The organism is Pseudomonas sp. PMCC200344 (assembly GCF_030053095.1).
Taxonomy (GTDB): Bacteria; Pseudomonadota; Gammaproteobacteria; order Pseudomonadales; family Pseudomonadaceae; genus Aquipseudomonas; species Aquipseudomonas svalbardensis.
This window is the reverse complement of the sequence record NZ_CP125618.1, coordinates 4576636-4599545: the sequence shown is the minus strand read 5'-3', so window position 1 is coordinate 4599545 and position 22910 is coordinate 4576636. Positions and strand designations below refer to the sequence as shown.

Annotated in this window: 24 protein-coding genes; 9 read left to right on the top strand and 15 right to left on the bottom strand. The window is 58.9% G+C overall.

Annotated elements, in window-relative coordinates; all coding sequences use genetic code 11:
- Positions 1-64: 64 nt before the first annotated feature.
- The gene (locus QFW87_RS21000) at positions 65-955 is read left to right on the top strand and encodes a pseudouridine synthase (protein WP_283181134.1); all 891 of its coding nucleotides are present in this window, start codon (positions 65-67) and stop codon (positions 953-955) included.
- Between the two features lie 87 nt (positions 956-1042).
- Here QFW87_RS21000 and QFW87_RS20995 read toward each other — a convergent pair whose 3' ends face one another.
- Positions 1043-1264: a YgdI/YgdR family lipoprotein gene (locus QFW87_RS20995; RefSeq protein ID WP_282380102.1), complete on the bottom strand. Its 222-nt coding sequence runs from the start codon at positions 1262-1264 to the stop codon at positions 1043-1045.
- Between the two features lie 76 nt (positions 1265-1340).
- A complete protein-coding gene (mobA, locus tag QFW87_RS20990; RefSeq protein ID WP_283188772.1) occupies positions 1341-1943 on the bottom strand; it encodes a molybdenum cofactor guanylyltransferase MobA in 603 nt (200 codons plus the stop codon).
- 81 nt (positions 1944-2024) lie between these two features.
- Between mobA and moaB the strand changes: the two genes are divergently transcribed.
- Positions 2025-2564: a molybdenum cofactor biosynthesis protein B gene (gene moaB, locus QFW87_RS20985; RefSeq protein WP_149629239.1), complete on the top strand. Its 540-nt coding sequence runs from the start codon at positions 2025-2027 to the stop codon at positions 2562-2564.
- Positions 2548-3774, top strand: a complete 1227-nt coding sequence (glp, locus tag QFW87_RS20980) for a gephyrin-like molybdotransferase Glp (protein ID WP_283181132.1) — start codon at positions 2548-2550, stop codon at positions 3772-3774. Before moaB ends, glp begins: the two co-directional genes overlap by 17 nt.
- Before the next feature lie 66 nt (positions 3775-3840).
- On the opposite strand, the gene QFW87_RS20975 is transcribed toward glp, so the two are convergent.
- Entirely contained in the window at positions 3841-4149 is a 309-nt protein-coding gene (locus QFW87_RS20975; RefSeq protein WP_283181131.1) for a hypothetical protein, read from the bottom strand.
- A 229-nt stretch (positions 4150-4378) separates the two neighbouring features.
- Here QFW87_RS20975 and yegS point away from each other — a divergent pair, with 229 nt between their 5' ends.
- On the top strand, positions 4379-5296 hold the full coding sequence (gene yegS / locus QFW87_RS20970; protein ID WP_283188771.1) for a lipid kinase YegS: 918 nt from the start codon (positions 4379-4381) through the stop codon (positions 5294-5296).
- Here the strand turns inward: yegS and QFW87_RS20965 are convergent.
- From QFW87_RS20965 to QFW87_RS20955, 3 genes are all read right to left on the bottom strand, one after another.
- Entirely contained in the window at positions 5280-5939 is a 660-nt protein-coding gene (locus QFW87_RS20965) for a response regulator transcription factor (RefSeq protein WP_283188770.1), read from the bottom strand. The two genes, yegS and QFW87_RS20965, sit on opposite strands and share 17 nt — an antisense overlap.
- Positions 5936-6829 (bottom strand): sensor histidine kinase, encoded by an 894-nt coding sequence (locus tag QFW87_RS20960; RefSeq protein WP_283184608.1) that lies wholly within the window; start codon positions 6827-6829, stop codon positions 5936-5938. The genes QFW87_RS20965 and QFW87_RS20960 overlap by 4 nt, the downstream gene beginning before the upstream one ends.
- A 342-nt stretch (positions 6830-7171) precedes the next feature.
- Positions 7172-7642, bottom strand: coding sequence for a hypothetical protein (locus QFW87_RS20955; protein WP_283181128.1), 471 nt, complete (start codon positions 7640-7642; stop codon positions 7172-7174).
- A 461-nt stretch (positions 7643-8103) separates the two neighbouring features.
- On the opposite strand from QFW87_RS20955, the gene QFW87_RS20950 reads away from it, so the two are divergent.
- Entirely contained in the window at positions 8104-9039 is a 936-nt protein-coding gene (locus QFW87_RS20950) for a chemotaxis protein CheV (RefSeq protein WP_046049189.1), read from the top strand.
- A 91-nt stretch (positions 9040-9130) separates the two neighbouring features.
- Positions 9131-9937: an MOSC domain-containing protein gene (locus tag QFW87_RS20945; protein ID WP_283188769.1), complete on the top strand. Its 807-nt coding sequence runs from the start codon at positions 9131-9133 to the stop codon at positions 9935-9937.
- Between the two features lie 85 nt (positions 9938-10022).
- Here QFW87_RS20945 and QFW87_RS20940 read toward each other — a convergent pair whose 3' ends face one another.
- The 8 genes from QFW87_RS20940 to QFW87_RS20905 form a co-directional block, all read right to left on the bottom strand.
- Positions 10023-10307: a pyrimidine/purine nucleoside phosphorylase gene (locus tag QFW87_RS20940; RefSeq protein WP_283188768.1), complete on the bottom strand. Its 285-nt coding sequence runs from the start codon at positions 10305-10307 to the stop codon at positions 10023-10025.
- Positions 10308-10376: 69 nt separating this feature from the next.
- On the bottom strand, positions 10377-10919 hold the full coding sequence (locus QFW87_RS20935; protein WP_283181125.1) for an exonuclease domain-containing protein: 543 nt from the start codon (positions 10917-10919) through the stop codon (positions 10377-10379).
- A 71-nt stretch (positions 10920-10990) separates the two neighbouring features.
- Positions 10991-12952 (bottom strand): acetyl/propionyl/methylcrotonyl-CoA carboxylase subunit alpha, encoded by a 1962-nt coding sequence (locus QFW87_RS20930; protein ID WP_283188767.1) that lies wholly within the window; start codon positions 12950-12952, stop codon positions 10991-10993.
- Between the two features lie 114 nt (positions 12953-13066).
- Complete coding sequence (locus tag QFW87_RS20925; protein ID WP_283188766.1) at positions 13067-13864, bottom strand: enoyl-CoA hydratase-related protein; 798 nt, start codon at positions 13862-13864, stop codon at positions 13067-13069.
- Positions 13861-15018 carry a citronellyl-CoA dehydrogenase gene (gene atuD / locus QFW87_RS20920; protein WP_283181122.1) on the bottom strand — a complete coding sequence of 386 codons (1158 nt, stop codon included), beginning with the start codon at positions 15016-15018 and terminating at the stop codon, positions 13861-13863. The genes QFW87_RS20925 and atuD overlap by 4 nt, the downstream gene beginning before the upstream one ends.
- 23 nt (positions 15019-15041) lie before the next feature.
- Positions 15042-16658: a geranyl-CoA carboxylase subunit beta gene (gene atuC, locus QFW87_RS20915; RefSeq protein WP_283181121.1), complete on the bottom strand. Its 1617-nt coding sequence runs from the start codon at positions 16656-16658 to the stop codon at positions 15042-15044.
- A 3-nt stretch (positions 16659-16661) separates the two neighbouring features.
- Positions 16662-17546 (bottom strand): SDR family oxidoreductase, encoded by an 885-nt coding sequence (locus QFW87_RS20910; RefSeq protein WP_283181120.1) that lies wholly within the window; start codon positions 17544-17546, stop codon positions 16662-16664.
- 12 nt (positions 17547-17558) lie between these two features.
- Positions 17559-19343, bottom strand: a complete 1785-nt coding sequence (locus tag QFW87_RS20905; RefSeq protein ID WP_283188765.1) for a DUF1446 domain-containing protein — start codon at positions 19341-19343, stop codon at positions 17559-17561.
- Positions 19344-19533: 190 nt separating this feature from the next.
- On the opposite strand from QFW87_RS20905, the gene QFW87_RS20900 reads away from it, so the two are divergent.
- From QFW87_RS20900 to QFW87_RS20890, 3 genes are all read left to right on the top strand, one after another.
- The gene (locus QFW87_RS20900) at positions 19534-20160 is read left to right on the top strand and encodes a TetR/AcrR family transcriptional regulator (RefSeq protein ID WP_008145910.1); all 627 of its coding nucleotides are present in this window, start codon (positions 19534-19536) and stop codon (positions 20158-20160) included.
- Between the two features lie 94 nt (positions 20161-20254).
- Complete coding sequence (locus QFW87_RS20895) at positions 20255-21049, top strand: transporter substrate-binding domain-containing protein (protein ID WP_283181118.1); 795 nt, start codon at positions 20255-20257, stop codon at positions 21047-21049.
- Positions 21050-21149: 100 nt separating this feature from the next.
- Positions 21150-22163 carry a GNAT family N-acetyltransferase gene (locus tag QFW87_RS20890; protein WP_283181117.1) on the top strand — a complete coding sequence of 338 codons (1014 nt, stop codon included), beginning with the start codon at positions 21150-21152 and terminating at the stop codon, positions 22161-22163.
- Between the two features lie 134 nt (positions 22164-22297).
- On the opposite strand, the gene QFW87_RS20885 is transcribed toward QFW87_RS20890, so the two are convergent.
- Entirely contained in the window at positions 22298-22846 is a 549-nt protein-coding gene (locus tag QFW87_RS20885) for an RNA polymerase factor sigma-70 (protein ID WP_282380058.1), read from the bottom strand.
- Between the last annotated feature and the right edge of the window lie 64 nt (positions 22847-22910).

The window sequence follows — 22910 nt, the reverse complement described above, 5'->3', positions numbered from 1 at the left end:
CTTCTAGGTTCGTTCCGGCCGCTGTTGGATAATGCTGCCCTGTATTGAGGGTTAGAGCTTTCGTATGTCCACTTCATCTTTTTCTGCTGCACACAACCAGGCCAGCACGCTCTACTTGCCGCCTGGTCCGTGGCAGACCGTACTCGATTGTCTGTGCGAACACTTCAGCGCCATCGGTCGTGAACAATGGCTGGACAGAATCGCTCGCGGTCGTGTCCTCGACGGTCACGGCATGCCGATCGCCCTTGATCTGCCTTATAAGGAAGGCTTGCGGATTCATTATTTCCGTGAGGTGCCGGACGAAAAGCCGATCCCGGTGGTTGAGTCGATTCTGTACGCGGATGAGCATTTGGTCGTGGCGGATAAGCCGCATTTTCTGCCAGTGACTCCGGCGGGTGAATACGTGGAGCAGACCCTGTTGCGACGGCTGATCCGTCGACTCGATAACCCGCATCTGGTGCCTTTGCATCGCATTGACCGGCACACAGCGGGGCTGGTGCTGTTTTCCGCCAACCCTCAGAGCCGTTCTGCCTATCAGTCGTTGTTTCCTACGCGGCAGATCGAAAAGCGCTACGAAGCAATTGCCCGAGCGTTGCCTGAACTCTCTTTTCCATTGGTCCATAAGAGCCGGCTCATTGATGGTGAGCCTTTCTTCCGCATGCAGGAAGGTCCGGGCGTCAGCAATACCGAGACGGCAGTCGAGGTCAGGGAGAAGAACTGTGACCTCTGGCGTTATGCGCTTTACCCAGTGACGGGCAAGAAACATCAGTTGCGGGTGCACATGACCGCCTTGGGCGCCAGTATCTGCAACGATCCGTTTTATCCGCAGGTACTCAAGGATGTTGAGGATGACTACGCCAACCCTTTGAAACTGCTCGCTCAGGGGCTACGGTTTGTGGATCCGGTCACCGGCCAGGAAAGAGTATTCGAAAGTACCATTACTCTGCAGTGGTGATCTCGAGTTCAGCAAATCTGCTGATCTTCAGCCACGAAAAAGCCCGCATAAAGCGGGCTTTTCCATATCCGGTTGTCACCGCAAAAATTACAGCTCTTTAACGGTACGAACCTGATCCTTGTTGATGCGGGTCTGCTTGCCATCCAGTTGTTCGAATTCGTAGAAACCCGAATCTTTATCGAACTGTGGTGCGTCGACAGCCTGGATTTCTCGACCGTCATTCAAGGTGATCACTGTAGGCGATGCGCAACCGGCGAGGGTAGCGAGGCCCAGTGCGAGCATGAAAGTGGCGAGGGTCCGTTGAGTCATGAGTGTGTCTCCGAATATGAATTCTTTTGGTTACTGAGCTTGAGACGTGTGCAGCGCGCGCAAGTTCCTTCTCCTGTCAGTCTGACACAGTGTTGTGTGCACTTAATAGTTCTGGTGTGTTGAGGTTGGCCAGGCGCGGGTCATTGTCGGGGCATTGCAGGGCAGTAGCGCCCAGTTTGCGCATGAGGCGACCCGGGCTGCGTTCGCCTTCGTTCCAGGCACTGTCGAAATCTGCCAAGAGTGCCACGGGGATAATGCACAACAAGGGTTCCCAGTGTTGACCATGGCGCAGTATCAACGGTAGGTCTGGGTGCTGGCTGGCTGCTTCGCGCATGTTATCGAGCAGCGCGGCATCGATGCGCGGTACATCACAAGGCAGCACCAGCAGATGCGTATGGCGGGCGGCTTTCAGGCCTGCGCGAATACCGGCCAGGGGGCCAGGAAAGTCGCCTTCATCGTCATGAACCAGCTGGTCGGCGTAGGGCGCGTATTTTTCCAGGTTTCTGTTGCAGGAGATGATCAGGTCATCGCTCAGTGAACGGGTCTTGCGGTGCAAGTGGGCAATCAATGGCTCGCCGTGCCATTCCAGCAGCCCTTTGTCCTGACCGCCCATGCGTTGGCCACGACCACCTGCCAGGAGCAGAATGGAGCAGGGCGGAAAATGTGTATTCGAGGTCATGGCAGGTCTCCATGGGGGCGGCGAAAAAATGAGGCGCTGTGATATAACACCGGGCTGTTTCTCCTACAACTGGATGAGCCTATGAAAGCCAAGGCTGATGTACCTTTCGCACCGCTCAACATCGCGGTGCTGACGGTCAGCGACACCCGTACCCTGGAAACCGATACCTCAGGCCAGGTCTTCGTCGACCGTTTGAGCGCTGCCGGCCATAACCTGGCGGCCCGGGTTCTGCTCAAAGATGATCTCTACAAAATTCGCGCGCAAGTCGCCAACTGGATTGCCGACGATGTCGTGCAGGTGGTGCTGATCACTGGCGGTACCGGTTTCACGGGACGCGACAGCACTCCGGAAGCGGTGAGTTGCCTGCTGGATAAACAGGTCGACGGTTTTGGTGAGCTGTTCAGGCAGATATCGGTGGCGGATATTGGCACTTCTACTGTTCAGTCCCGTGCCCTGGCCGGCTTGTCCAATAGCACGCTGGTCTGCTGTTTACCGGGTTCGACCAACGCCGTGCGCACCGGTTGGGATGGCATTCTTGCCGAGCAACTGGATTCGCGGCACCGCCCGTGCAACTTCGTCGCTCATCTCAAACAGGCGGCACCCTGTGAATCCCGCGGGTAAGCCAGGCAAGACTGGCAGTCTGATGGCTGTCGAAGTGGCACTGGCACGCTTGCTGGCAATGGCCGAAGCCTCACCGATTCGTGAGCGTGAACGCTTGTCATTGGGGCAGGTTCATGGCCGGGTGCTGGCCGATGATCTGATCTCGACGCTTGATCTGCCACCTTGGCCCAACAGTGCCATGGATGGTTATGCCTTGCACGTGGCCGACTGGACTGGAGAGCCACTGGTGGTCAGCCAGAAGATTTTTGCCGGTCAGGCTCCAGAGCCCTTGAAGCCTGGCACCTGTGCACGAATCTTCACCGGTGCGCCAGTGCCCGCTGGTGCAGATTGCGTCGAGATGCAGGAAAACACCGAGGTTCAGGCGGATGAGCGAGTACGTTTCACCGAAACCATGGCCCCAGGACAAAACATTCGTCCTCAAGGCCAGGAAGCTACTGTTGGTGAATTGATTCTGCCAGCCGGCACGCGCCTCGGGCCGATCGAACAGGGGCTGGCCGCATCGCTGGGATGTGCAGAGCTGGACGTGATTCGCAAGGTTCGTGTTGCTGTTCTGTCCACCGGGGATGAACTGATTGAACCAGGTCAGCCTCTGGGGCCGGGACAGATCTACAACAGCAATCGAGTGTTGCTGTGCAGTTGGTTGCAGCGCCTGGGCTGTGAGGTGATCGATGCCGGAATTCTTCCGGATGATTTAGCGACCACCCGCACTCGCCTTAGTGAATTGAAAGATGTCGACCTGATCCTTTCCACCGGTGGTGTCTCGGTGGGAGAGGCTGACTTTCTGGGCATTGCCTTGCGTGAAGAGGGCGAGTTGACGTTGTGGAAACTCGCCATCAAACCCGGCAAACCGCTGACATTTGGGCATTTTCGCGGCGTACCTGTGATTGGTTTGCCTGGCAATCCGGCTTCAACGCTGGTGACCTTCGCTTTGTTGGCAAGGCCCTATCTCCTGCGCCGACAGGGTGTAAAAGAGGTTGAGCCCCTGAAGTTTCAGGTGCCTGCAGGGTTTGCATGGCCAAAAGCAGGCAATCGACGCGAGTACTTGCGCGGTCGTCTGGAGAATGGCCGGGCAATTATCTACAGGAATCAGAGCTCGGGTGTACTGCGTAGCGCTGCCTGGGCTGATGGTCTGGTTGAGGTGATGGAGGATCGCACGCTGATCGAAGGTGACTACGTGGGCTTCATCCCGCTGAGCGAAGTCCTGAGCTGACTCCTGTCGCTGGCTTACTGCGCAAACCCGGTTGATCGAACCGGGTTTTGCGTTCATGGCTTACCCTTAGTGAGCCAGGAGTGTTACGACCTGGTCGAAACGGCTATTGGCGATCCAGGCCAGAACCCCGATGACGACGGCTGTTCCGATAGCCGAATAGGCAAGCCTGTGTTTTATGGATTTGACGTCACTACGGACTTCATCCATGTCTCGTCGGATGTATTTGAGGTGTGTCTCCAATTCAACGACGCGAGATTCCATAGCAGCTTCTCCAATGGGCTTTGCGCTGTTTTTGAATTCAGCTTGATGATTGGCGCGTTTTTCTGCGAACGGTACAACCGGAATGACCGGTGACCTGATCTCTTGGCTTTGCATGGCACGTCCCTGTGTAGTTCCTGCTGATGTTTGGTAACTGCAGGCGCCAAGGTGTACCAATCGCATGGGTCGGTCAATTGAGCCGATTCCTCACATCTTGTAAGAAAAAGTCCCGCCTTGTAGGACGCCATGCTGCTCGACTTCAAATAATTCAAATTTTTGCGACTTTTATGTGGCGAGATGAGGTCAACATCTCCCATACGGAATTCAATCATGGGAGTGACAACTAATGAGCGAACGCAAAGCGCTGTTGATTCTGCATGGCAAGCAAGCGCTCAATGAGGCGGTTCGTTCTGCCGTTGCGGACAAGCGCAAACAGGGGTGGGAGCTGGCCGTTCGAGTGACCTGGGAAGCGGGTGACGCACAGCGGCTGGTAGATGAAGCACTGGCGGCAGGCTACATGCAGATCATCGCCGGTGGCGGTGACGGTACTTTGCGCGATATTGCCGAAGCCATGGCGGCGCATTCGACGCAGGCCAGTCTGGTACTGCTGCCGTTGGGGACCGCCAATGATTTTGCGCGTGCCGCCGGCGTGCCTCTGGAGCCCGCGCAGGCGCTGGAGCTTCTCGACATTGCACCGTGCGCCATTGATCTGGGGGAGGTCGGCGGGCAGGTGTTCCTGAATATGGCCACGGGCGGTTTTGGCAGTCAGGTCACGGCAAACACCTCGGAGGACTTGAAAAAAATCCTTGGGGGCGCGGCTTACCTGTTCACCGGTTTATCACGCTTCAGTGAATTGCACGCAGCCTATGGCGAGTTGCAGGGGCCTGATTTCCAGTGGAGTGGCGAGCTGTTGGCATTGGGCATCGGCAATGGCCGGCAGGCAGGCGGTGGACATGTGTTGTGTCCAGAAGCGCTGGCTGACGACGGTCTGCTGGATATCAGTATTCTGCCTGCGCCGCAGGAAGTCGTCGGCACCTTGAAAACCCTGCTCGCCGATGGCTTCGGCATCGACAATATGTTTGTGCGAGTCCGGTTGCCATGGGTCGAAATCAAGGTCTCGGAAGGCCTCTACATCAACCTCGATGGCGAACCTCTGGAAGGTGACAACATGCGTTTCTCGACACGTCCAGCGGCACTGCGCGTGCATTTACCTGAAAACTCGCCGCTGCTGGGGTCATCGCAATTGATCAATCATCCAGGCTGATGATCTGCTCGCGCACGGCGAACAGCACCAGACCCGCCACATCGTAAATCTGCAAGCGCTTCATGATCTGCGAGCGGTGGGTTTCAACGGTCTTGATGCTGAGGCCCAGGCCATTGGCAATTTCCCGGGTGGATTTTCCGCGAACGATCAGCCGAAGGATTTCCAGCTGACGCGCTGTCAGGTTGTGCGATTCTGCAGGTTCCGGTTGGTTTTTCTGAGTTCGGGTCAGCGCCTGGTTGATGACGGTGTGGGCGATGGCCGGGCTCAGGTAGCGTTCGTTGTTACGCAAGGCATCCAGGGCATGTTCGAGCTCGGTAGCCGTGGTGTCCTTGAGCAGGTAGCCATGTGCACCGGATTCCAGTGCTTGCATGATGAGTGCTGGATCGGTGTGCATAGACAGGATCAGCACCTTGCTCTGCGGGCGTACTCGCTTGAGTCGCTGCAATGCGTCAAGGCCACTGGTTTCCTTCATGGAAATATCCAGCAGGATAATGTCGGGGGACAGCTGCTCGACCATCTCGAGCAACTGCGAGCCGTCATTGGCCTCACCGATTACCGCGTAGCCGGGAATATCCAGCACCAGAGCGCGCACGCCTGCCCTGATAAGCGAGTGGTCATCCACCAGAAGTAAGTTACAAGTCAACGCATAACCTTATTCGTACTGGCCCGTTCGAGCGCACGAGGCGCCCAGGGGAAGAGTGCTTCGATTTGAGTGCCTTTGCCCGGCTCGCTGGTCACGCTCAGTGTGCCGCCCAACTGATTGATCCGTTCCGACATCCCCGCCATTCCGCGTTGCCCCTCACGACCTGGATCGGTCGCTGGCGCGAATCCCTGGCCATCGTCACTGATCAACAGTGTCAGGCCCTGAGGCAGACGTTGCAGGCGGACCAACAGATTTTTCGCTTCGGCATGGCGCAACATATTGGTCACCGCTTCCTGGGTGATTCGAAAGGCGGCCAGCGTCATTTCCTCCGGTATACCGGCCAAACGCTGCTGGCATTCCAGGCTCCAGTGCACTGGCGTGTTGGCCAGCGTCTTGAGTAAATGGGCCCGCAGACTGGCTTCCAGCCCGAGACTGGTCAGTTGCCTCGGATTGAGAATGGCCGATACGTCTCGCACTTTGGCCAGGGTTTCTTCCAGCGTGTCGCAGAGCACCGCACACTGGCCCTGAAGTTCTTCGGGCATTCGGCGTTTGAGCCAGTCGCTTTGAAGTTTTGCCGCGGTCAGCAATTGGCCTATGTCGTCATGCAGTTCCCGACTGAGCCGGCGACGTTCGTTTTCCTGAACCTCCAGCAGCCGGTCAGCCAACTCCTGTGGTTGAAATTTTATCGACGTGCGCGAAAGACAATACTGCACCCAGACGCAGGTCAATGCCGCAGTATTGAGTACCAGAAGACTCAGCGGCAGGGGAGTGGACAGGCTATAAATCAGCAGGCAGCCAAGCGCCGAACAGGTACACAACACAAGCGTGACCAGACGCGCGTTTTTTCGGGAGGGTGGCTTTAGGGTGATCGACTTGAGGCTGGCGTACATAGCGGATGGAGCCAATGGATGTTCGCTGCGGGAAGACCGGGCATCGTGGATGACGGGTCTCTGTCTGGAGTCACTCTGCCATTAATTGACGTCAACTAATGGGCGGCATAATACCACTTAAGATACCGTTGGTCGCAATTGGTATATAGGTCTGCCGAGTCAGCAAATAAGTGTTTATGGACAGCAGTTCCATAATGGAAAAAGTTGGGTGGCAAGAGTGGTTTATTTGTTTTGAGTTGTCGTAAGCAGGTATGGAATATTCAAATGCGACATGAACCCGCTAAAGTTAGAAGGGCAGTCATGGCAATAAAAATTCCCAGCACGGCATAGGGGCCCGATAATTCAGGCTTGCCGACCTGCAAAGGAAACGAGTGTGAGCGGTTTGGAATTAGCGGGGGGCTGAAACTGACTTTGTCCGACCTGAAAGGCGAAGGCTTCGATCAGGGATGTCTGTTCGCTGTCATCAAGGCTGAGTTGGCCGGTCTTCTGATCGATAAGCTCGAGTTGCCAGGCGATCAACGTCAGGCAGTCTTTCAGCGCGCTCAGGGCGTGGTCGTGTAAATCCATGTGATTCTGAGCATGGCTCAGCAAACCATGAATGTGCAACGAAAACTCCGAAACGGCTGCCAGAGCGAGGGCATCAGCCTTGTTGGCCAGTTTGAGCAGGGTGCTCAGCATGCAGTCGATGGCATCCTTGTCATTGCTGATCAGTTGCAAATGACTCAGGCATTCCTCGGTTTTAACCAGGAGTGTCTCTGCTTCGACGAGAAACTCCGGGAGCCGTTGAGCCCACTCTTTACGATCGTTCGGCATGCTTATCTCCAAAACGTCATGTCAAATGCGGGAATGTCGTGTGTGTCGACGGGGACGATCAGAGTCCCCGCATTGCCATGCTGTCGTGAGATCGCGCGCCGGCCTGTCTGGCTGCAGGCTGGGGAACTCGATAGGGTGGATGGCCACTTACCTGCGATCGCACACAAAAGCCTGACTCCGTTCATGCAATGAGAATGGCGTCACATTAATGGCTATTGGATATTGCGAATATCAGGTTGGGCCTGATTGCTACTAGGGGAATCCCTTACACGGGGGAGCCAACCGAACGAAACGAGGTCTCGCGGCAGGCAATGATGCAGATGAAATCACCTGGCCAGTAAAGCATGATGTTAATGTGACATCAATGTTTGGTCATGGCATTTTACAGGGGGTCAAGGTCCGGCGAAAACAGCCGATAACCCCCTTTAGTGAATTCATCAGAACAAGCCCAGGAGTCATTGATGGCCGGCATTCTCGACACGGTAGACCAACGCACGCAACTGGTGGGTGAGAATCGCCTGGAAATTCTCATGTTCCGGCTGGCCGGACGGCAATTGTTCGCGATCAACGTCTTCAAAGTGCAGGAAGTGCTGCAACTGCCGAAGCTGACCCTGATGCCCCAGCGTCATCCGTTTGTCTGCGGTGTGGTTAATTTGCGTGGCCAGACCCTGCCGGTGATCGACCTGTCCCAGGCCATCGGTATGCGTCCGCTGGTGCCAAGCCCGACCAGTACGATCATCGTTACCGAGTACAACCGTTCGGTGCAGGCGTTCCTGGTCGGTGGTGTGGACCGTATTGTCAACATGAACTGGGAAGCCATTCTGCCGCCACCGGCCAGCGCCGGTCGTCAGCATTACCTGACGGCCATCAGCAAGGTCGACGACCAGTTGGTGGAAATTATCGACGTCGAAAAAGTCCTCGCGGAAATCGTCCCGTACAACGCCAAGGTCTCGCGCGACAAACTCGACGATCCGGTTCTGGAACGTGCCCGTGGCCGTGAAGTGCTGCTGGTGGACGACTCGAATGTGGCGCTGTCGCAATTGCGTGACACCCTGGGTCAGCTGGGCGTGAAGATGCACATCGCCAGCGATGGCTTGAAGGCACTGAATATGCTCAAGGCCTGGGCCGATACCGGTGTGAACATGACCGACAAACTGCTGATGATCTTCACCGACGCGGAAATGCCGGAAATGGACGGCTATCGCCTGACCACCGAAATCCGTAACGACCCGCGTCTGCGTGGCCTTTATGTGGTTCTGCATACCTCGTTGTCCGGCAGCTTCAACGACTCGATGGTGAAGAAGGTCGGCTGCGACAACTTCCTCTCCAAATTCCAGCCGGACAAACTCGTCGATGTGGTGCGCCAGCGCCTGATGCTCGATGAAGTGCCTGCCTGACACCCCACGCAGAGGCTGGCCTGAAGTCAGCCTTTGATTCGGCGATCAAGCTCGTATAGGGTGGCGTTTTTTGCCCACCAGGGAGCTGGCCATGTTGCGTCTGAGCGCGCTTTATCGTTATCCGTTGAAATCCGGCAAGGGCGAGATCCTGCAGCAGGTCAGCCTCGACAAGCTGGGCCTGGACGGTGATCGACGCTGGATGCTGGTGGACGAGGCCAGCGGGCGCTTTCTGACTCAACGTGCAGTGGCGCAGATGAGTCAGCTGTCGGCGTTGTGGAATGCCGACGGTGCCTTGACCCTCAGTGCGCCGGGCCGCTCACCAATCGATATCGCCTTGCCCGCCAGCGACGCGGAACTGCGTGGCGTGACCATCTGGCGCGACACACTGCGTGTGCCGGATGCCGGCGACGAGGCGGGTGCCTGGGTCAGTGAATTCATGGGCAAACCGACTCGCCTGGTGCAAGTCCCTCTTGATCGTGCACGCACCACCCAGGCCGGCTACGGCAAGGACGACGATCAGGTGGCCTTCGCCGATGGCTTTCCGCTGTTGCTGATCGGACAGGCCTCACTGGAGGACTTGTCGCAAAAAGTCGGCCGCCCGCTGGAAATGCTGCGCTTTCGGCCGAATCTGGTGATCGAGGGAAGCGAAGCGTATGCCGAAGATGGCTGGAAGCGTATCCGCATCGGCGATGTCGAGTTCCGCGTGGTCAAGTCGTGCTCACGCTGCATTCTGACCACTATCGAACCGCAAACCGGTGAGCGCAGCGAAGATCGCGAACCTCTGGCTACGTTGCAGAAATACCGTACCGAGGCCGATGGTGCGATGTTCGGACAGAACCTGGTCAACGACAGCAATGGCCAGCTTGAAGTCGGTATGCCGGTGACGGTTCTGGAATAAGGCAATCTGAATGACTGCCCTTGAACAAAAAGTGCCCGTGTCCAAGGACGCGGGCAATTTTTTGTCGCTGTGAAAACCCAGGGTTTTAGCCGCGGTATTCGCACAGGTAAGCGGTGTCGACGGCCACTTTCAGCTGGAACTTGCTGTTGGCGGGCACGTTGAACTGGCTGCCGGCGGCGAAGGTTTCCCAGTCGCCGCTGTCCGGCAGTTTGACGGTCAGGGCGCCGGACACCACGTGCATGATTTCACGCTGGCTGGTGCCGAATTCGTATTCGCCCGGTGCCATGACGCCGATGGTCGCAGGACCTTCAGCGGTGCCAAAGGCGATCGACTTGACGGTGCCGTCGAAGTACTCGTTGACTTTAAACATGGGCGATTCCTCGAAAAGGGCTAAAAAGGGCTCGCCAGTATGCACAAGGCCCTTGGCGCCGTCACCTCTCTAGACGGGGAGAACCAGTGGTAACAGACGCGCTGTATTGCGCGCGTCTTCCAGCGCCCGGTGTTGCTGCCCGGTAAACTGCATGCCCGCAAGTTGCAGAGCGCCATTGAGCCCCAGCGGGCGTTCCAGCCGACGAGCCTTGGCAAAGCGCTGCTTGAGGTTCATGTGCGGCACTCGGCTCAGGGCGCTGTCGAGTTGCAGTTTCTGCCATTCCTGAAGCAGCTGTTTACGATCGTAATCGCCCCAACTGGCCCAGCCTTCGAGGCGCGAGTGATGCTGGCCGAGCCAGCATTCGAACGATGCCCAGACCTCGCTCAGAGGCTGCGCAGTATCGATGTTGGCCTGGGTGATGTGGGTCAGTTCCCGGCAAAACGGCGTCAGCAAAGGTCGACGCGTCGGGCGCACGAAGCACTGATAGCTATCCAGTTCTCGACCTTTTCGGTCCACCAGGGTGGCGCCGATTTCGATAATTTCCATTTCAGTTACTGGCCAACCACCTTCATCGGTGGTGGCTTCGAGATCAATGACCAGCCAGTGAGGCATCGCAGGGTTCCTGGTATCCGCGTCCTGATAGGGCTTGAGCGTAGCCAAAGCCAGCGGATCCGCCTAGCGGCTTATTCGACCTCCAACAAAATCTGACGATTTTTCACCTGATCACCGACCCTGACCTGCAAGCGTTTGAGCACGCCGTCGATGCCCGACTTGAGCGGATGCTCCATTTTCATGGCCTCCAGCACGACCAACAACTGGCCTTTGCTGACCGGACTGCCCTCAGTGACCAGCACGTCGACGATCGCCCCGTCCATCGGAGCCTTGAGGGTGCCGGTACTGACGCTGACCTGGCTGCCGACCAAGGCCTGGGTCCGATCCACTAGCTGTAAACTGCCAGGCCGGGTGAACAGCCAGAGTTGTCCCGCCTCAAGACGGTAGGCATGGCGTCGCCGGATACCGTTGATTTCCAGGCTGGCCCAGTGTCCGTCGCACTGGATGATCGTTAATTCAACGTTTTGCTCAGCGACTTGAATCCGATACGGTTCCCCCGGCACAGCGTTCAATTCCACTGACCAATCCTGATCATCAAGGCCGATTCGATAGTGCAACGGCACGCTGGCGTTGTTGCGCCAACCGGCGAGTGGCGCGGGATGAACCTGCGCCGAGGCCTGATAGAACAACGCTGCGGCGATTGCCAGTTCTTCGGCGTCGGGTACTCGGGTGTGCAGGCAGGCATGGTCGGAAAAATACGTCGGGATGAACCCGGTGTTGAACTCGCCACTGATGAACTGCGGATGTTCCAGCAGACTGGCGAGCAAGCGCTGATTGCTTTGCACGCCAAGCAGCACACTGTCCTGCACCGCCCGCAGCAACTTACGCCGGGCTTCTTCGCGGGTGGCGCCGTGGGCGATGATCTTGCCCAGCATCGGGTCATAAAACGGGCCGACTGTCTGGCCTTCGATCAAGCCATGATCGATCCGCACGCCGCGCTGCAACGCAGGCTCCCAGGCGGTGATGCGGCCGGTTTGTGGGAGAAAACCGTGTGCCGGATCTTCGGCGTACAAACGGACTTCCATGGCATGGCCGCTGAGCTGAACCTGCTCCTGTCGCAACGGCAAAGGCAGTCCTTCGGCGACGTGCAACTGCCAGGCCACCAGATCGAGGCCAGTGATCAATTCGGTCACCGGGTGCTCCACCTGGAGTCGGGTGTTCATCTCCAGAAAGTAAAACTGCCCGCGCGCATCCAGCAGGAACTCGACGGTGCCAGCGCCGACGTAATTCACTGCGCGACCCGCCTTGAGCGCCGCTTCGCCCATGGCCTGACGCAACTCGGCGGTCATCACCGGGCAGGGCGCTTCTTCGATGACTTTTTGATGGCGACGCTGGATCGAGCAGTCGCGCTCGCCAAGGTAGATCAGGTTGCCATGCTGGTCGCCAAACAATTGAACTTCGACGTGACGCGGGTCGATCAGCGCTTGCTCGAGAATCAGTTCGTCGCAGCCAAACCCATGCAGCGCTTCGGAGCGGGCGGTGCGCAGTTGTTCGAGCAAATCATTGGCCTCGTTCACCAGGCGCATGCCACGCCCTCCACCGCCGGCGCTGGCCTTGATCATCAGCGGATAGCCGATGCGTGCGGCTTCGCGGCTCAGGGTTGCGTCGTCCTGTTCTTTGCCCTGATAACCCTTGATGCACGGCACACCGGCATCGAGCATGGCGAGTTTCGACAGGCGTTTGCTGCCCATCAGTTCGATGGCTTCGGGACTGGGGCCGATGAAGGTGATGCCGGCATCCTGGCAGGCGCGGGCGAAGCCGGCGTTTTCCGAGAGGAAGCCGTAGCCCGGATGGATTGCGTCAGCGCCCGTGCGCCGGGCGGCGTCGAGGATTGCCGGGATATTCAGATACGACTGCTGCACCGGGGCCGGGCCGACGTTCAAGGCTTCGTCGGCCATCTGCACATGCAGCGCATCGGCGTCGGCATCACTGAACACTGCGACCGTGCGATAGCCCAGGGCCTGGGCGGTGCGCTGGATGCGGCAGGCGATTTCACCGCGGTTGGCGATCAGGATTTTGCTGAAGGCGGGCATTGTTTCTTCCCTTGGTTTTTGCGGTGAATGTGACGGCCTCTTCGCGGGCAAGCCTCGCTCCTACAGGTTCAGCGTCCATCAAACCTGTAGGAGCGAGGCTTGCCCGCGAAGCTTTTAAGAGGCCCAACCCGGTTTGCGTTTCTGCACGAAGGCCATGGTCCCCTCAATACCTTCAGCCCCGGTCACCGCCTCGCTGAACCAGTCGGCCGCTTCATCCAGCAACGCACTCGATGGCTGGCCGGCACTCGCGAGCAAGAGTCTTTTGGTCGTCGCATTCGCCTCCGGCGCGCAGCACAACACATGGGCCAGAATTTCATCGAGACGCTCGGCCAACGCTTGCGCGTCATGCTCGACAAAATGCACCAACCCCATACGCCGTGCCTGCGTGCCGTCGAAACGTGCCGCGGTCAGCGCCAGTCGGCGAGTCTGGGTCAGGCCGATGCGCTGCACCACGAACGGCGCGATTTGCGCTGGTAGCAGACCGAGGCTGGTTTCCGGCAGACCAAATTGCGCCTGGTGATCGGCCAAGGCGACGTCGCTGACGCAGGCCAGACCAAAACCACCGCCGAGCACCGCGCCTTGCAGCACAGTGATCACCACTTGTGGTGCGTGTTGCACCTCTTGCAGCAGCGCACCGAACGCGCGATTCAAGTCGCGATAGGCACCCGGGCCTTGAGCGCGTGCGTTGGCCATGTCCTTGATGTCGCCTCCGGCGCAAAAATGCCCGCCCGCACCCCCGATCACCAGCGCGCGAATGGCTCGGTCGTCACGCACCGCCGCCAGTACCGCACGCAGTTCGGCGACCATCTGCAAGCTCATGGCGTTGCGGCTTTCGGGGCGGTTGAGGGTTATGTGCAGGACACCGTTATGCGGTTCGAGCAGCAAGGTCTGGCAAACCGGTACGGTGCTCATTTCTTTTTCCCCGGCAGGATGCCCATGAGTTTGCAGATGATCCCCAGCATGATTTCGTCGGCGCCGCCGCCGATCGACACCAGCCGCACGTCACGGTAAGCGCGGGCCACCGGATTGTCCCACATGAAGCCCATGCCTCCCCAATATTGCAGGCAGCTGTCGCTGACTTCCCGGCCCAGACGCCCGGCCTTGAGTTTGGCCATCGACGCCAGACGCGTGACGTCCTGGCCTTTGATGTATTGCTCGGTAGCCTGATAGACCAGTGCCCGCAGGCATTCGATTTCGGTTTGCAGTTCGGCCAGGCGGAAGTGGATGACCTGGTTATCGATCAGCGCACTGCCGAAGGTTTTGCGCTCCTTGCAGTACTCGATGGTGCTGTCGACGCAGTACTCCAGGCCCTTGATCATGTTCGCCGCGCCGAACAGTCGTTCCTCCTGGAACTGCAGCATCTGCATCATGAACCCCGCGCCTTCATGGCCGATGCGGTTGCGTTGCGGCACGCGCACGTTGTCGAAAAACACCTGAGCGGTTTCCGAGCTGCGCATGCCGAGCTTGTCCAGGTGCGAGCTGAGGCTGATGCCTGGCGTGTTCATCGGCACCATGATCAGCGACTTGTTGATGTGCGGTTTGTCGTCCGAGGTGTTGGCCAGCAGGCAGATGAAATCGGCGCTCGGCGAGTTGGTGATCCACATCTTGCTGCCGTTGATCACGTAGTCGTCGCCGTCCTTGCGGGCGGTGGTTTTCAAGCCGGCCACGTCGGAACCGGCACCGACTTCGGAAACACCGATGCAGCCGACCTGCTCGCCAGTGATCGCCGGTCGCAGGAATTCTTCACGCAGTTCATCGGAGCCGAAACGCGCCAACGCCGGGGTGCACATGTCGGTCTGCACACCGATGGACATCGGAATCCCGCCGCAGTGGATGGTGCCGAACTCTTCAGCCGCGACGATCGAATAGCTGTAATCGAGCCCCATCCCGCCAAACTTTTCCGGTTTGGAAATCCCCAGCAAGCCGAGGGCGCCGGCCTTGCGGAAGATCTCGTGGATCGGAAAGCGTCCAGCCTTTTCCCATGCCTCGACGTGAGGATTGATCTCGTGATCGACGAATTGGCGGACGGTGCGGCGCAGTGCTTCGTGTTCCTGGGTGAAGATCATTTTTATTGTTCTCCTTAGCGCCCTTAGAAACGGGCTACGCCAAAACTGTTGGTTTGCAGCGGCCGCACTTCAGCCTCATGACAGATATCCAGCAAGTACCCGAGCAAGGTCCGGGTATCCCGCGGATCAATCAACCCGTCGTCCCACAAACTGGCGCTGCCATAGAGCGCGGTGGACTGGCTGTCGAGTTTCTGCGCGGTGACCTGTTCCAGCATGTCGAGCATTTTCGGGTCGGGCACCAGACCGTCCTTGGCCTGTTTGGCCTCGGTGACGATCCGCAGCACTTTGCCGGCCTGGGCGCCGCCCATTACCGCCGTGCGGCTGTTGGGCCAGGCGAAAATGAAGCGCGGGTCGAGGCCGCGGCCGCACATCGCGTAGTTGCCGGCGCCGTAGGAGCCACCGACGACAATGGTCAGTTTAGGCACCCGGGCGTTGGCCACTGCTTGAATCATTTTCGCGCCGTGTTTGATCACGCCTTGCTGCTCCGACTCGGTGCCGACCATGAACCCGGTGGTGTTGTGAAAAAACAGCAGCGGCGTCTGGCTCTGGTCACAGAGCTGAATGAACTGCGCAGCCTTGCTCGCACCCTTCGGCGTGATCGGCCCATTGTTGCCAATGAACCCGCAGGCACGGCCTTGAATCTGCAAATGGCCGCAGACGGTTTGCTGATCGAACTCGCCCTTGAATTCGAGAAAGTTCGAGCCGTCGGCAATCCGCGCGATGATTTCGTGCACGTCGTAAGGTTTTTTCGCGTCGTCAGGAATCAGCCCGAGCAACTCGTCGATGGGGTAGAGCGGCTCTTCCCACCGACGTTCGGGTACCCATGGCAGCTGATCATTCCACGGTAACAGGCTGACAATCTCGCGCACCTGCCGCACGCCATCGGCATCGTTCTCGGCCAGGTATTCAGCAGTGCCGGCGATTTGCGCATGCATCTCGGCGCCGCCCAGTGCTTCATCGGTGGCGACTTCGCCGGTGGCAGCCTTGAGCAGCGGCGGGCCGGCCAGAAACAATTTGGCCTTGCCACGCACCACCACCACGTAATCCGACAACCCTGGCTGATAGGCGCCGCCCGCCGTGGCCGAGCCATGGACCACGGTGATTTGCGGCAGGCCCATGGCCGACATCCGCGCCTGATTGGCAAAACTGCGGGCGCCTTCGACGAAAATCTCCGCCGCGTAATTGAGGTTGGCGCCACCGCTTTCGGCCAGGGTAATGACCGGCAGTTTGTTCTCCATGGCGATCTGTTGCAGGCGCAGGGATTTTTTCAAACCGCTGGGGGAAATGGTCCCGCCCTTGATCGCACTGTTGTTTGCCACCACCAGCATCCGCACGCCGGACACATAACCGATCCCGGCGATCAATCCGCCGCCTGCGGAGCTGCCATCCTTGTCGTCATGCAATTTGTAGCCGGCCAGGCTGGCCAGTTCGAGGAACGGGGCGCCAGGGTCCAGCAGCAGATTGAGGCGTTCGCGGGGCAACAATTGGCCGCGCTTGTCGAACCTGGGTTTGGCTTCGGCCGCCTTGTTCAGCAAGTTCTGTTCGAGCTGGCGGACGTGCTCGATGCCGACCAGCATCGCTGCGCGATTGCGGGCGAACTGTTCGCTGAACGGGTCCACTTGCGACTGAATCACCGGCATGGCTTATTCCTTATCCTTGAGGACGTCTGGACTGAGCACGTCTGGTAAGTACGCGCGGTGAAAACCGTTATACGACGTACTGATCTGCGCCTTGTGTATCGGCCAGGCGCGCCCGCCCAGGCTGGCAGCGCCGTCGATGCGCAAGGTGCTGCCACTGACAAATGCCGCGGCCGGGCTGAGCAGGAAAACGATCGCCGCGCTGACTTCCGATTCGGTGCCAATGCGTTTCAGCGGTACGTGCTCGCGCAACGTCGGGATCACCGCTTTGAACGCGCCTTCGTAGGTGTCCATGCCACTGGACGCGATCCAGCCCGGCGCCACGGCGTTGACCCGCACCCCGGCATAACCCCATTCGAACGCGGCGGTCTTGGTGAGGTTGTCCATGCCTGAACGCGCCGCGCCCGAGTGGCCCATGCCGGGCATGCCGCCCCACATGTCGGCGAGCATGTTGACGATGGCGCCGCCGTGCGTGCTCATGGACTGGTTGAACACTTCACGGGCCATCAGGAAGCCGCCCATCAGATTGGTGCGCAACACCGTGTCGAAGCCTTTTTGATTGATCGACGCCAGCGGCGACGGGTACTGCCCGCCGGCGTTGTTGACCAGACCGTGAATCGGTCCGTGCTTGCGGATCAACTCGCTGACCACATGCTTGACCGCTTCTTCCTCACGAATATCGCAGACCATCCAATCCGCCTTGCCGCCATCCTCGGCAATCTCGGCGGCGACGTTTTTCAGCTTGTCTGCCGTGCGCCCGAGCAGCAGGACATGGGCGCCGAGGGCCGCCAGTTCGTGAGCGGTGCAACGGCCGATGCCGCTGCCGCCACCGGTGACGATGATGTTTTGGCCTGCAAACAAATCGGCTTTGAAAATCGAATCGTAAGCCATGGCGACAGTCCTCTAGTTGACCTGGTCGGCGATGCGCTGAGGCACCGGTATCTGGATTTCCAGCAGTTGCTGGGCGAAGGCTTTGCCTTGCGGATCGATCCGCAGGCTGGCCACGCCACCGCCTCCCAGGGCGTTCTCCAGCAGAAAATTAAGGCTGTGGGTGCCCGGCAGGTACCAGCGTTCGACACGTCCGTGGATCGGGTCGAGGACGTGACTCATCCAGTCGACGATCACTTCCGGCGTCAAGGCTTCGGCAATCCACGGCAGGTACTCCGGCTCGCGAGCCATGACGCCGATGTTGCTGTGATTGCCCTTGTCACCGGAGCGCGCCACCGCAAGTTTGACCAGGGTCACGCTGGCATCGGCCCGGCCTGAGGGTTTCGGTGGGGCGCATGCCACAGGCAAGTCGGCGGTGTCGAGCACATCAACGGCGGGCAGGGCGCAGGGGTGGCGCTGGCCCTTGAGATCAATTTCCAGCGTGCAGGCGGTTTTGTCGATAAGGAACGAGAACAGCCGGATCAGCGGATACACCGTCGGCCGTCCACCGACAATCCCGGTCAGTCCCGGCGCCATGCCGGTGGCGGCCTGGGCGATTTCCCGGGAGAACACAATCAATGCCTGTTTACCGGGATGGCGCACCGCGAGTTTGATCACCACTTCGCGGCTGTCCTGACGCTGACCGTGGGGGCCGTAAGTGGCCTCGCTGCCGAGCAGTTCGATGTTCACTTCGCTGTAGGGTGGCCAACCGTGCTGACTGAAGATTTCCGAGGTCTTGTTGATGATGGCTTCGCTGACTCGACGCGCCTTGTCGACCGCATCGATCCCGGCGATCAGGCAACTGGCGGTGCAGCGGAAACCGTCCGGGTACGTCGCGCTGACCTTGTACTGATCGGTCGGCGGCAAGCCTTTTGCGCCGTGCACCCGAACCGCGTTTTTGCCTTGTTGCACGAGTTTGACTTCAGTGAAGTCGCAGACCACGTCCGGCAGCAGATACGCCTGCGGGTTACCGATTTCATACAGCATCTGCTCGCCGACCGTCAGCGATGTGACCAGCCCGCCGGAGCCTTCGGGTTTACTGACAATGAACTGGCTGTCGGCGCTGACTTCGACGATGGGGAAGCCGATGTGTTCGTAGTCGGGCACCTCGCGCCAATCGGTGAAGTTGCCGCCGGTGCATTGGGCGCCGCATTCGATGATGTGCCCGGCCAATGCGGCCTGGGCGAGTTTGTCGTAGTCGTGCCACGACCAGCCGAACTCATGCACCAGCGCGGCACTGACCACGGCGCTGTCGACCACGCGTCCGGTGATGACGATGTCGGCGCCCAGACGCAGGGCTTCGACGATGCCCGGTGCGCCGAGGTAGGCGTTGGTCGAGACACACATCGGCGGCAAGGGCGCGCCGCTGAACATTTCATGGATACCGCTCAGCTGTTTGAGTTGCGGCTGCAGGTCATCGCCCAGCAGCACGGCGATTTTCAGTGTTACCCCGGCCTTGTCGCAGGCCGCTTGCAGGGCGGCGGCGCAAGCTTGCGGGTTGACCCCGCCGGCGTTGCTGATGACGCGGATATTCTGTTCGGCGAGTTGAACCAACAGCGGGCTGAGGACTTCGATGAAGTCGCTGGCGTAACCGGCCTGGGGATCTTTCATCCGCGCGCCGGCCATGATCGACATCGTAATCTCGGCCAGATAATCGAAGACCAGATAGTCCAGACGCCCACCTTCCACCAGTTGCGCGGCGGCGGTCGAGGTGTCGCCCCAGAAGGCACTGGCGCAACCGATGCGGATTGTTTTTGGCACAGTCAACTCCATAGCCACCTCCGATAGAAGTGCATCGAGACTACCAAGCAAGCGCTTGGTTTGTAAACGGCATAAATATCTTCTGCCCGAGCGCTTGCTTGGTCGCTCCGGCCAGCTTAAATTGCCCGCGCAACCCCGCAGTTTTAGCGGCGAGCGGCGTATTTGATTGATCGACTGTAGGAGAGAACGGGTGGACGAGCAAAAAGCCCTGAGGGTGATGCGCGAATTGGTCGACAGCGGCCAATTGACCGACCCGGACAGCGCCCGCGGCAAACTGCTGCAAGTGGCGGCTCACCTGTTCCGCAACAAAGGTTACGAACGCACCACCGTGCGCGATCTGGCCGGCGCCGTGGGGATTCAGTCAGGCAGCATTTTTCATCACTTCAAAAGCAAGGACGAGATCCTGCGGGCGGTGATGGAAGAAACCATTCGCTACAACACCGCGTTGATGCGTGCAGCCCTGGCAGAAGCCGGCAGTGTGCGCGAGCGGGTACTGGCACTGATTCGTTGTGAGTTGCAGTCGATCATGGGCGGCAGCGGCGAGGCCATGGCGGTGTTGGTGTATGAATGGCGCTCGCTGTCCGCAGACGGGCAGGCGCAGGTGCTGGCGCTGCGCGATATTTATGAAGAGCTCTGGCTTCAGGTGCTGGGCGAGGCCAAGGAGGCCGGTTTTATTCGCGGGGATGTGTTCATTACACGTCGTTTCCTGACCGGTGCGTTGTCCTGGACCACCACCTGGTTTCGCGCCGGCGGCAGCATGAGCCTCGATCAATTGGCCGATGAGGCATTGATTCTCGTGCTGGAAGAAAAGCAGTAGTTTTGTTTTGAATCAGAAGGAAACTGGCTAAGTGGCCGAAACCGCCTAGCTTGAATGCATTGATGCGTATTTTTTTGGGGAGTGGGTAGTTTTGATGTCTTCGCCAATCAGGATGGCCTCGCGGCTTTTGCTGGCATCGCTCGCGGCATTATGGGTATTGCCGTCCCAGGCTGCGCAATTGGTGCGGATCGGTGCCGCACACTTTCCGCCTTATACCGTGCGTCCGGAATCCGGTGCCGACACGGGCTTGCTGCCGCAACTGGCCGAGGCACTCAACGCCTTGCAAAGCGACTATCAGTTTGAGTTGGTGCCCACTTCCATTCCCCGGCGCTTCGGTGACTTCAAGCAAAATCGGGTGGATATGGCGATCTTCGAAAACCCCGACTGGGGCTGGAAGGACATCCCGCACACCACTGTCGACATGGGGCTGGAAGACGCCGAGATTTTTGTCGCACAACGCCAGGCAGGGCGGCAGCAAAGCTACTTTACCGACCTCACCGGCAAGCGTCTGGCGCTGTACAGTGGCTACCACTACGAATTCGCCAACTTCAACGCCGAGCCCGCATACCTCGCCAAGGAATACAACGCCACGTTGACCTATTCCCATGACAGCAACTTGCTGATGGTGCTGCGTGACCGCGCCGACATCGCGCTGGTCACGCGCTCTTACCTGAGCGACTACTTTTTGCGCAACGAGAAAGTCGCCAGTCAATTGCTGGTCTCCGAACGCATCGATCAGGTCTATCACCATTACGCCATTCTCCGGCCGACCGCCCCTATCAGCGGCGAGGCATTCGCCAAGTTGCTACAAGGGTTGCGGGACAACGGGCAGATGCTGAAGATTTTCGAACCGTACAAGATTGCGATCGTGCCGGTTGCGCGCAACTGAGATTGCACCGCAGGTCGCGTATCGACTGACTTCTCTTAAATTTCCCGCCTCGGCTCACGTCCCATCGTTGAACTGTCGACGATTATCGTGAGCCCGACCCATGCCCAATCTGAATGTCCTGACTGCCCTGGCCTTGCCGACGCGCAGCCGTCTTGTAGCTGATGAAACCGAAAGCCGTCTGAGTCTCAGCCTGGAAACGCAGCCACTGATCACGCTGCGCCTGAAGCGCGAGCCGGAATTGCTGGTGCAGGTAGAGGAGCGCTTCGATCACGCCGATGATCAGTCCATCCGTGCAGCCTGTTATTGGTTGTTTGCCCGTGACCCGGCCTGCCAGCGCCTGACCTGGCATCTCGATGAAGCCCCCACCGAAGCATTGCTCAGCGGGTTGCTGATCCCTGACGAAATCGGCGGCCAGTATCGTTGCGAACGCACGCTGTTCTGGCAGTTGCCTCAGCCTTGGCTGGGTGCGTCACTGACATCGAGTTATCCGCAGCAAATGGTCATCAGTGGCGGCAAGCGTCATCCGCTGCGCCCGGTGAAACCGCGTGGTGAAGTCTATCGGCGTTTTGATGCGCGCCTCGGTGCCTGGATTTCCCTGCGCACGGTGGACATCGACCTGGACCTGGCGCGTTTCAATCGTTGGCAGAACAGCCCGCGCGTGGCGAGTTTCTGGCAGGAGGAGGGCAGCCTCGAGCAGCATCACGAGTACCTGAGCAAGCTTGAAGCCGATCCCCATACCCTGACGCTGATCGGTTGTTTCGATGATCAGCCGTTCGCCTACTTTGAAGCCTATTGGGCCAAGGAAGATCGCATCGCGCCGTTCTATGACGCCGGCGATTACGACCGCGGTATTCACATGTTGGTGGGTGAGGAAAATCACCGTGGCCCGCACAAGGTGGCGAGCTGGTTATCGGCGTTGACGCATTACCTGTTTCTCGACGATCCACGCACTCAGCGAGTGGTTGCCGAACCTCGCGCCGACAACGCGAAGATGATCGGGCATATGCAGAGCCAGGGTTTCCACTGCGAAAAAGCGTTCGACTTCCCGCACAAGCGCGCGGCGCTGATGGTGCTGGGGCGTGAGCGGTTTTTTGATCGGTGTGCGTTGGCTTGATGCATACGGCTCAAGGTCTGTTTCGGTCTTGAGTCAGCCTTCGCGAGCAGGCTCGCTCCCACATTTGATCTGTGTTCACAGGACCAATGTGGGAGCGAGCCTGCTCGCGAAGGGGGCGACGCAGATTTCAGATCTTAGCGACGGGCAAAGGTATCCACACGACTGCCCGACACCTTGCGGCAGTGCACCAGCGCATCGCGAATCATGAAGTTCACCAGGGTCGGCGAGACGCCAAGCTCCTTGGCGATGTCCTTTTGCGGCACGCCGTGCAGGCGATACATCTCGAAAGCGTAGCGGGTGCGGCTAGGCAGCTCGGTCAGCGCGTCGGCAATGTTTTCCAGCGTCGAGAAGTTGATGTGCGAGGTTTCCGGCGAAGCACCTTGAATCACCACATTCAGGCCTTCCTCTTCAGGGCCCGAATACTTCTGCTCCAGCGCCTGTTTGCGGTAGTGATCGATCGCCAGGTTGCGCACGATCTGGAACAGGTAGCTGAGCTGAGCCTTGAATGAGGACGTGATCTGCGGCGCTGATTGCAGCCGGAAGAACGCATCCTGGACCACGTCTTCAGCACGCGACCGGCAGCCGGTAATGCGGGCTGCGATCTTGACCAGAATCAGTCGATTGTCGACGAATGCCTGAAGTAGCGGTGAATCGCACCTGCCTGTGGACATTTGTTCCGTCATGGAAATCACCTTGCTGCAAATAGGTTAGTGGGACGGCAAGCGGGGCTGAGCTGTCCTACACATC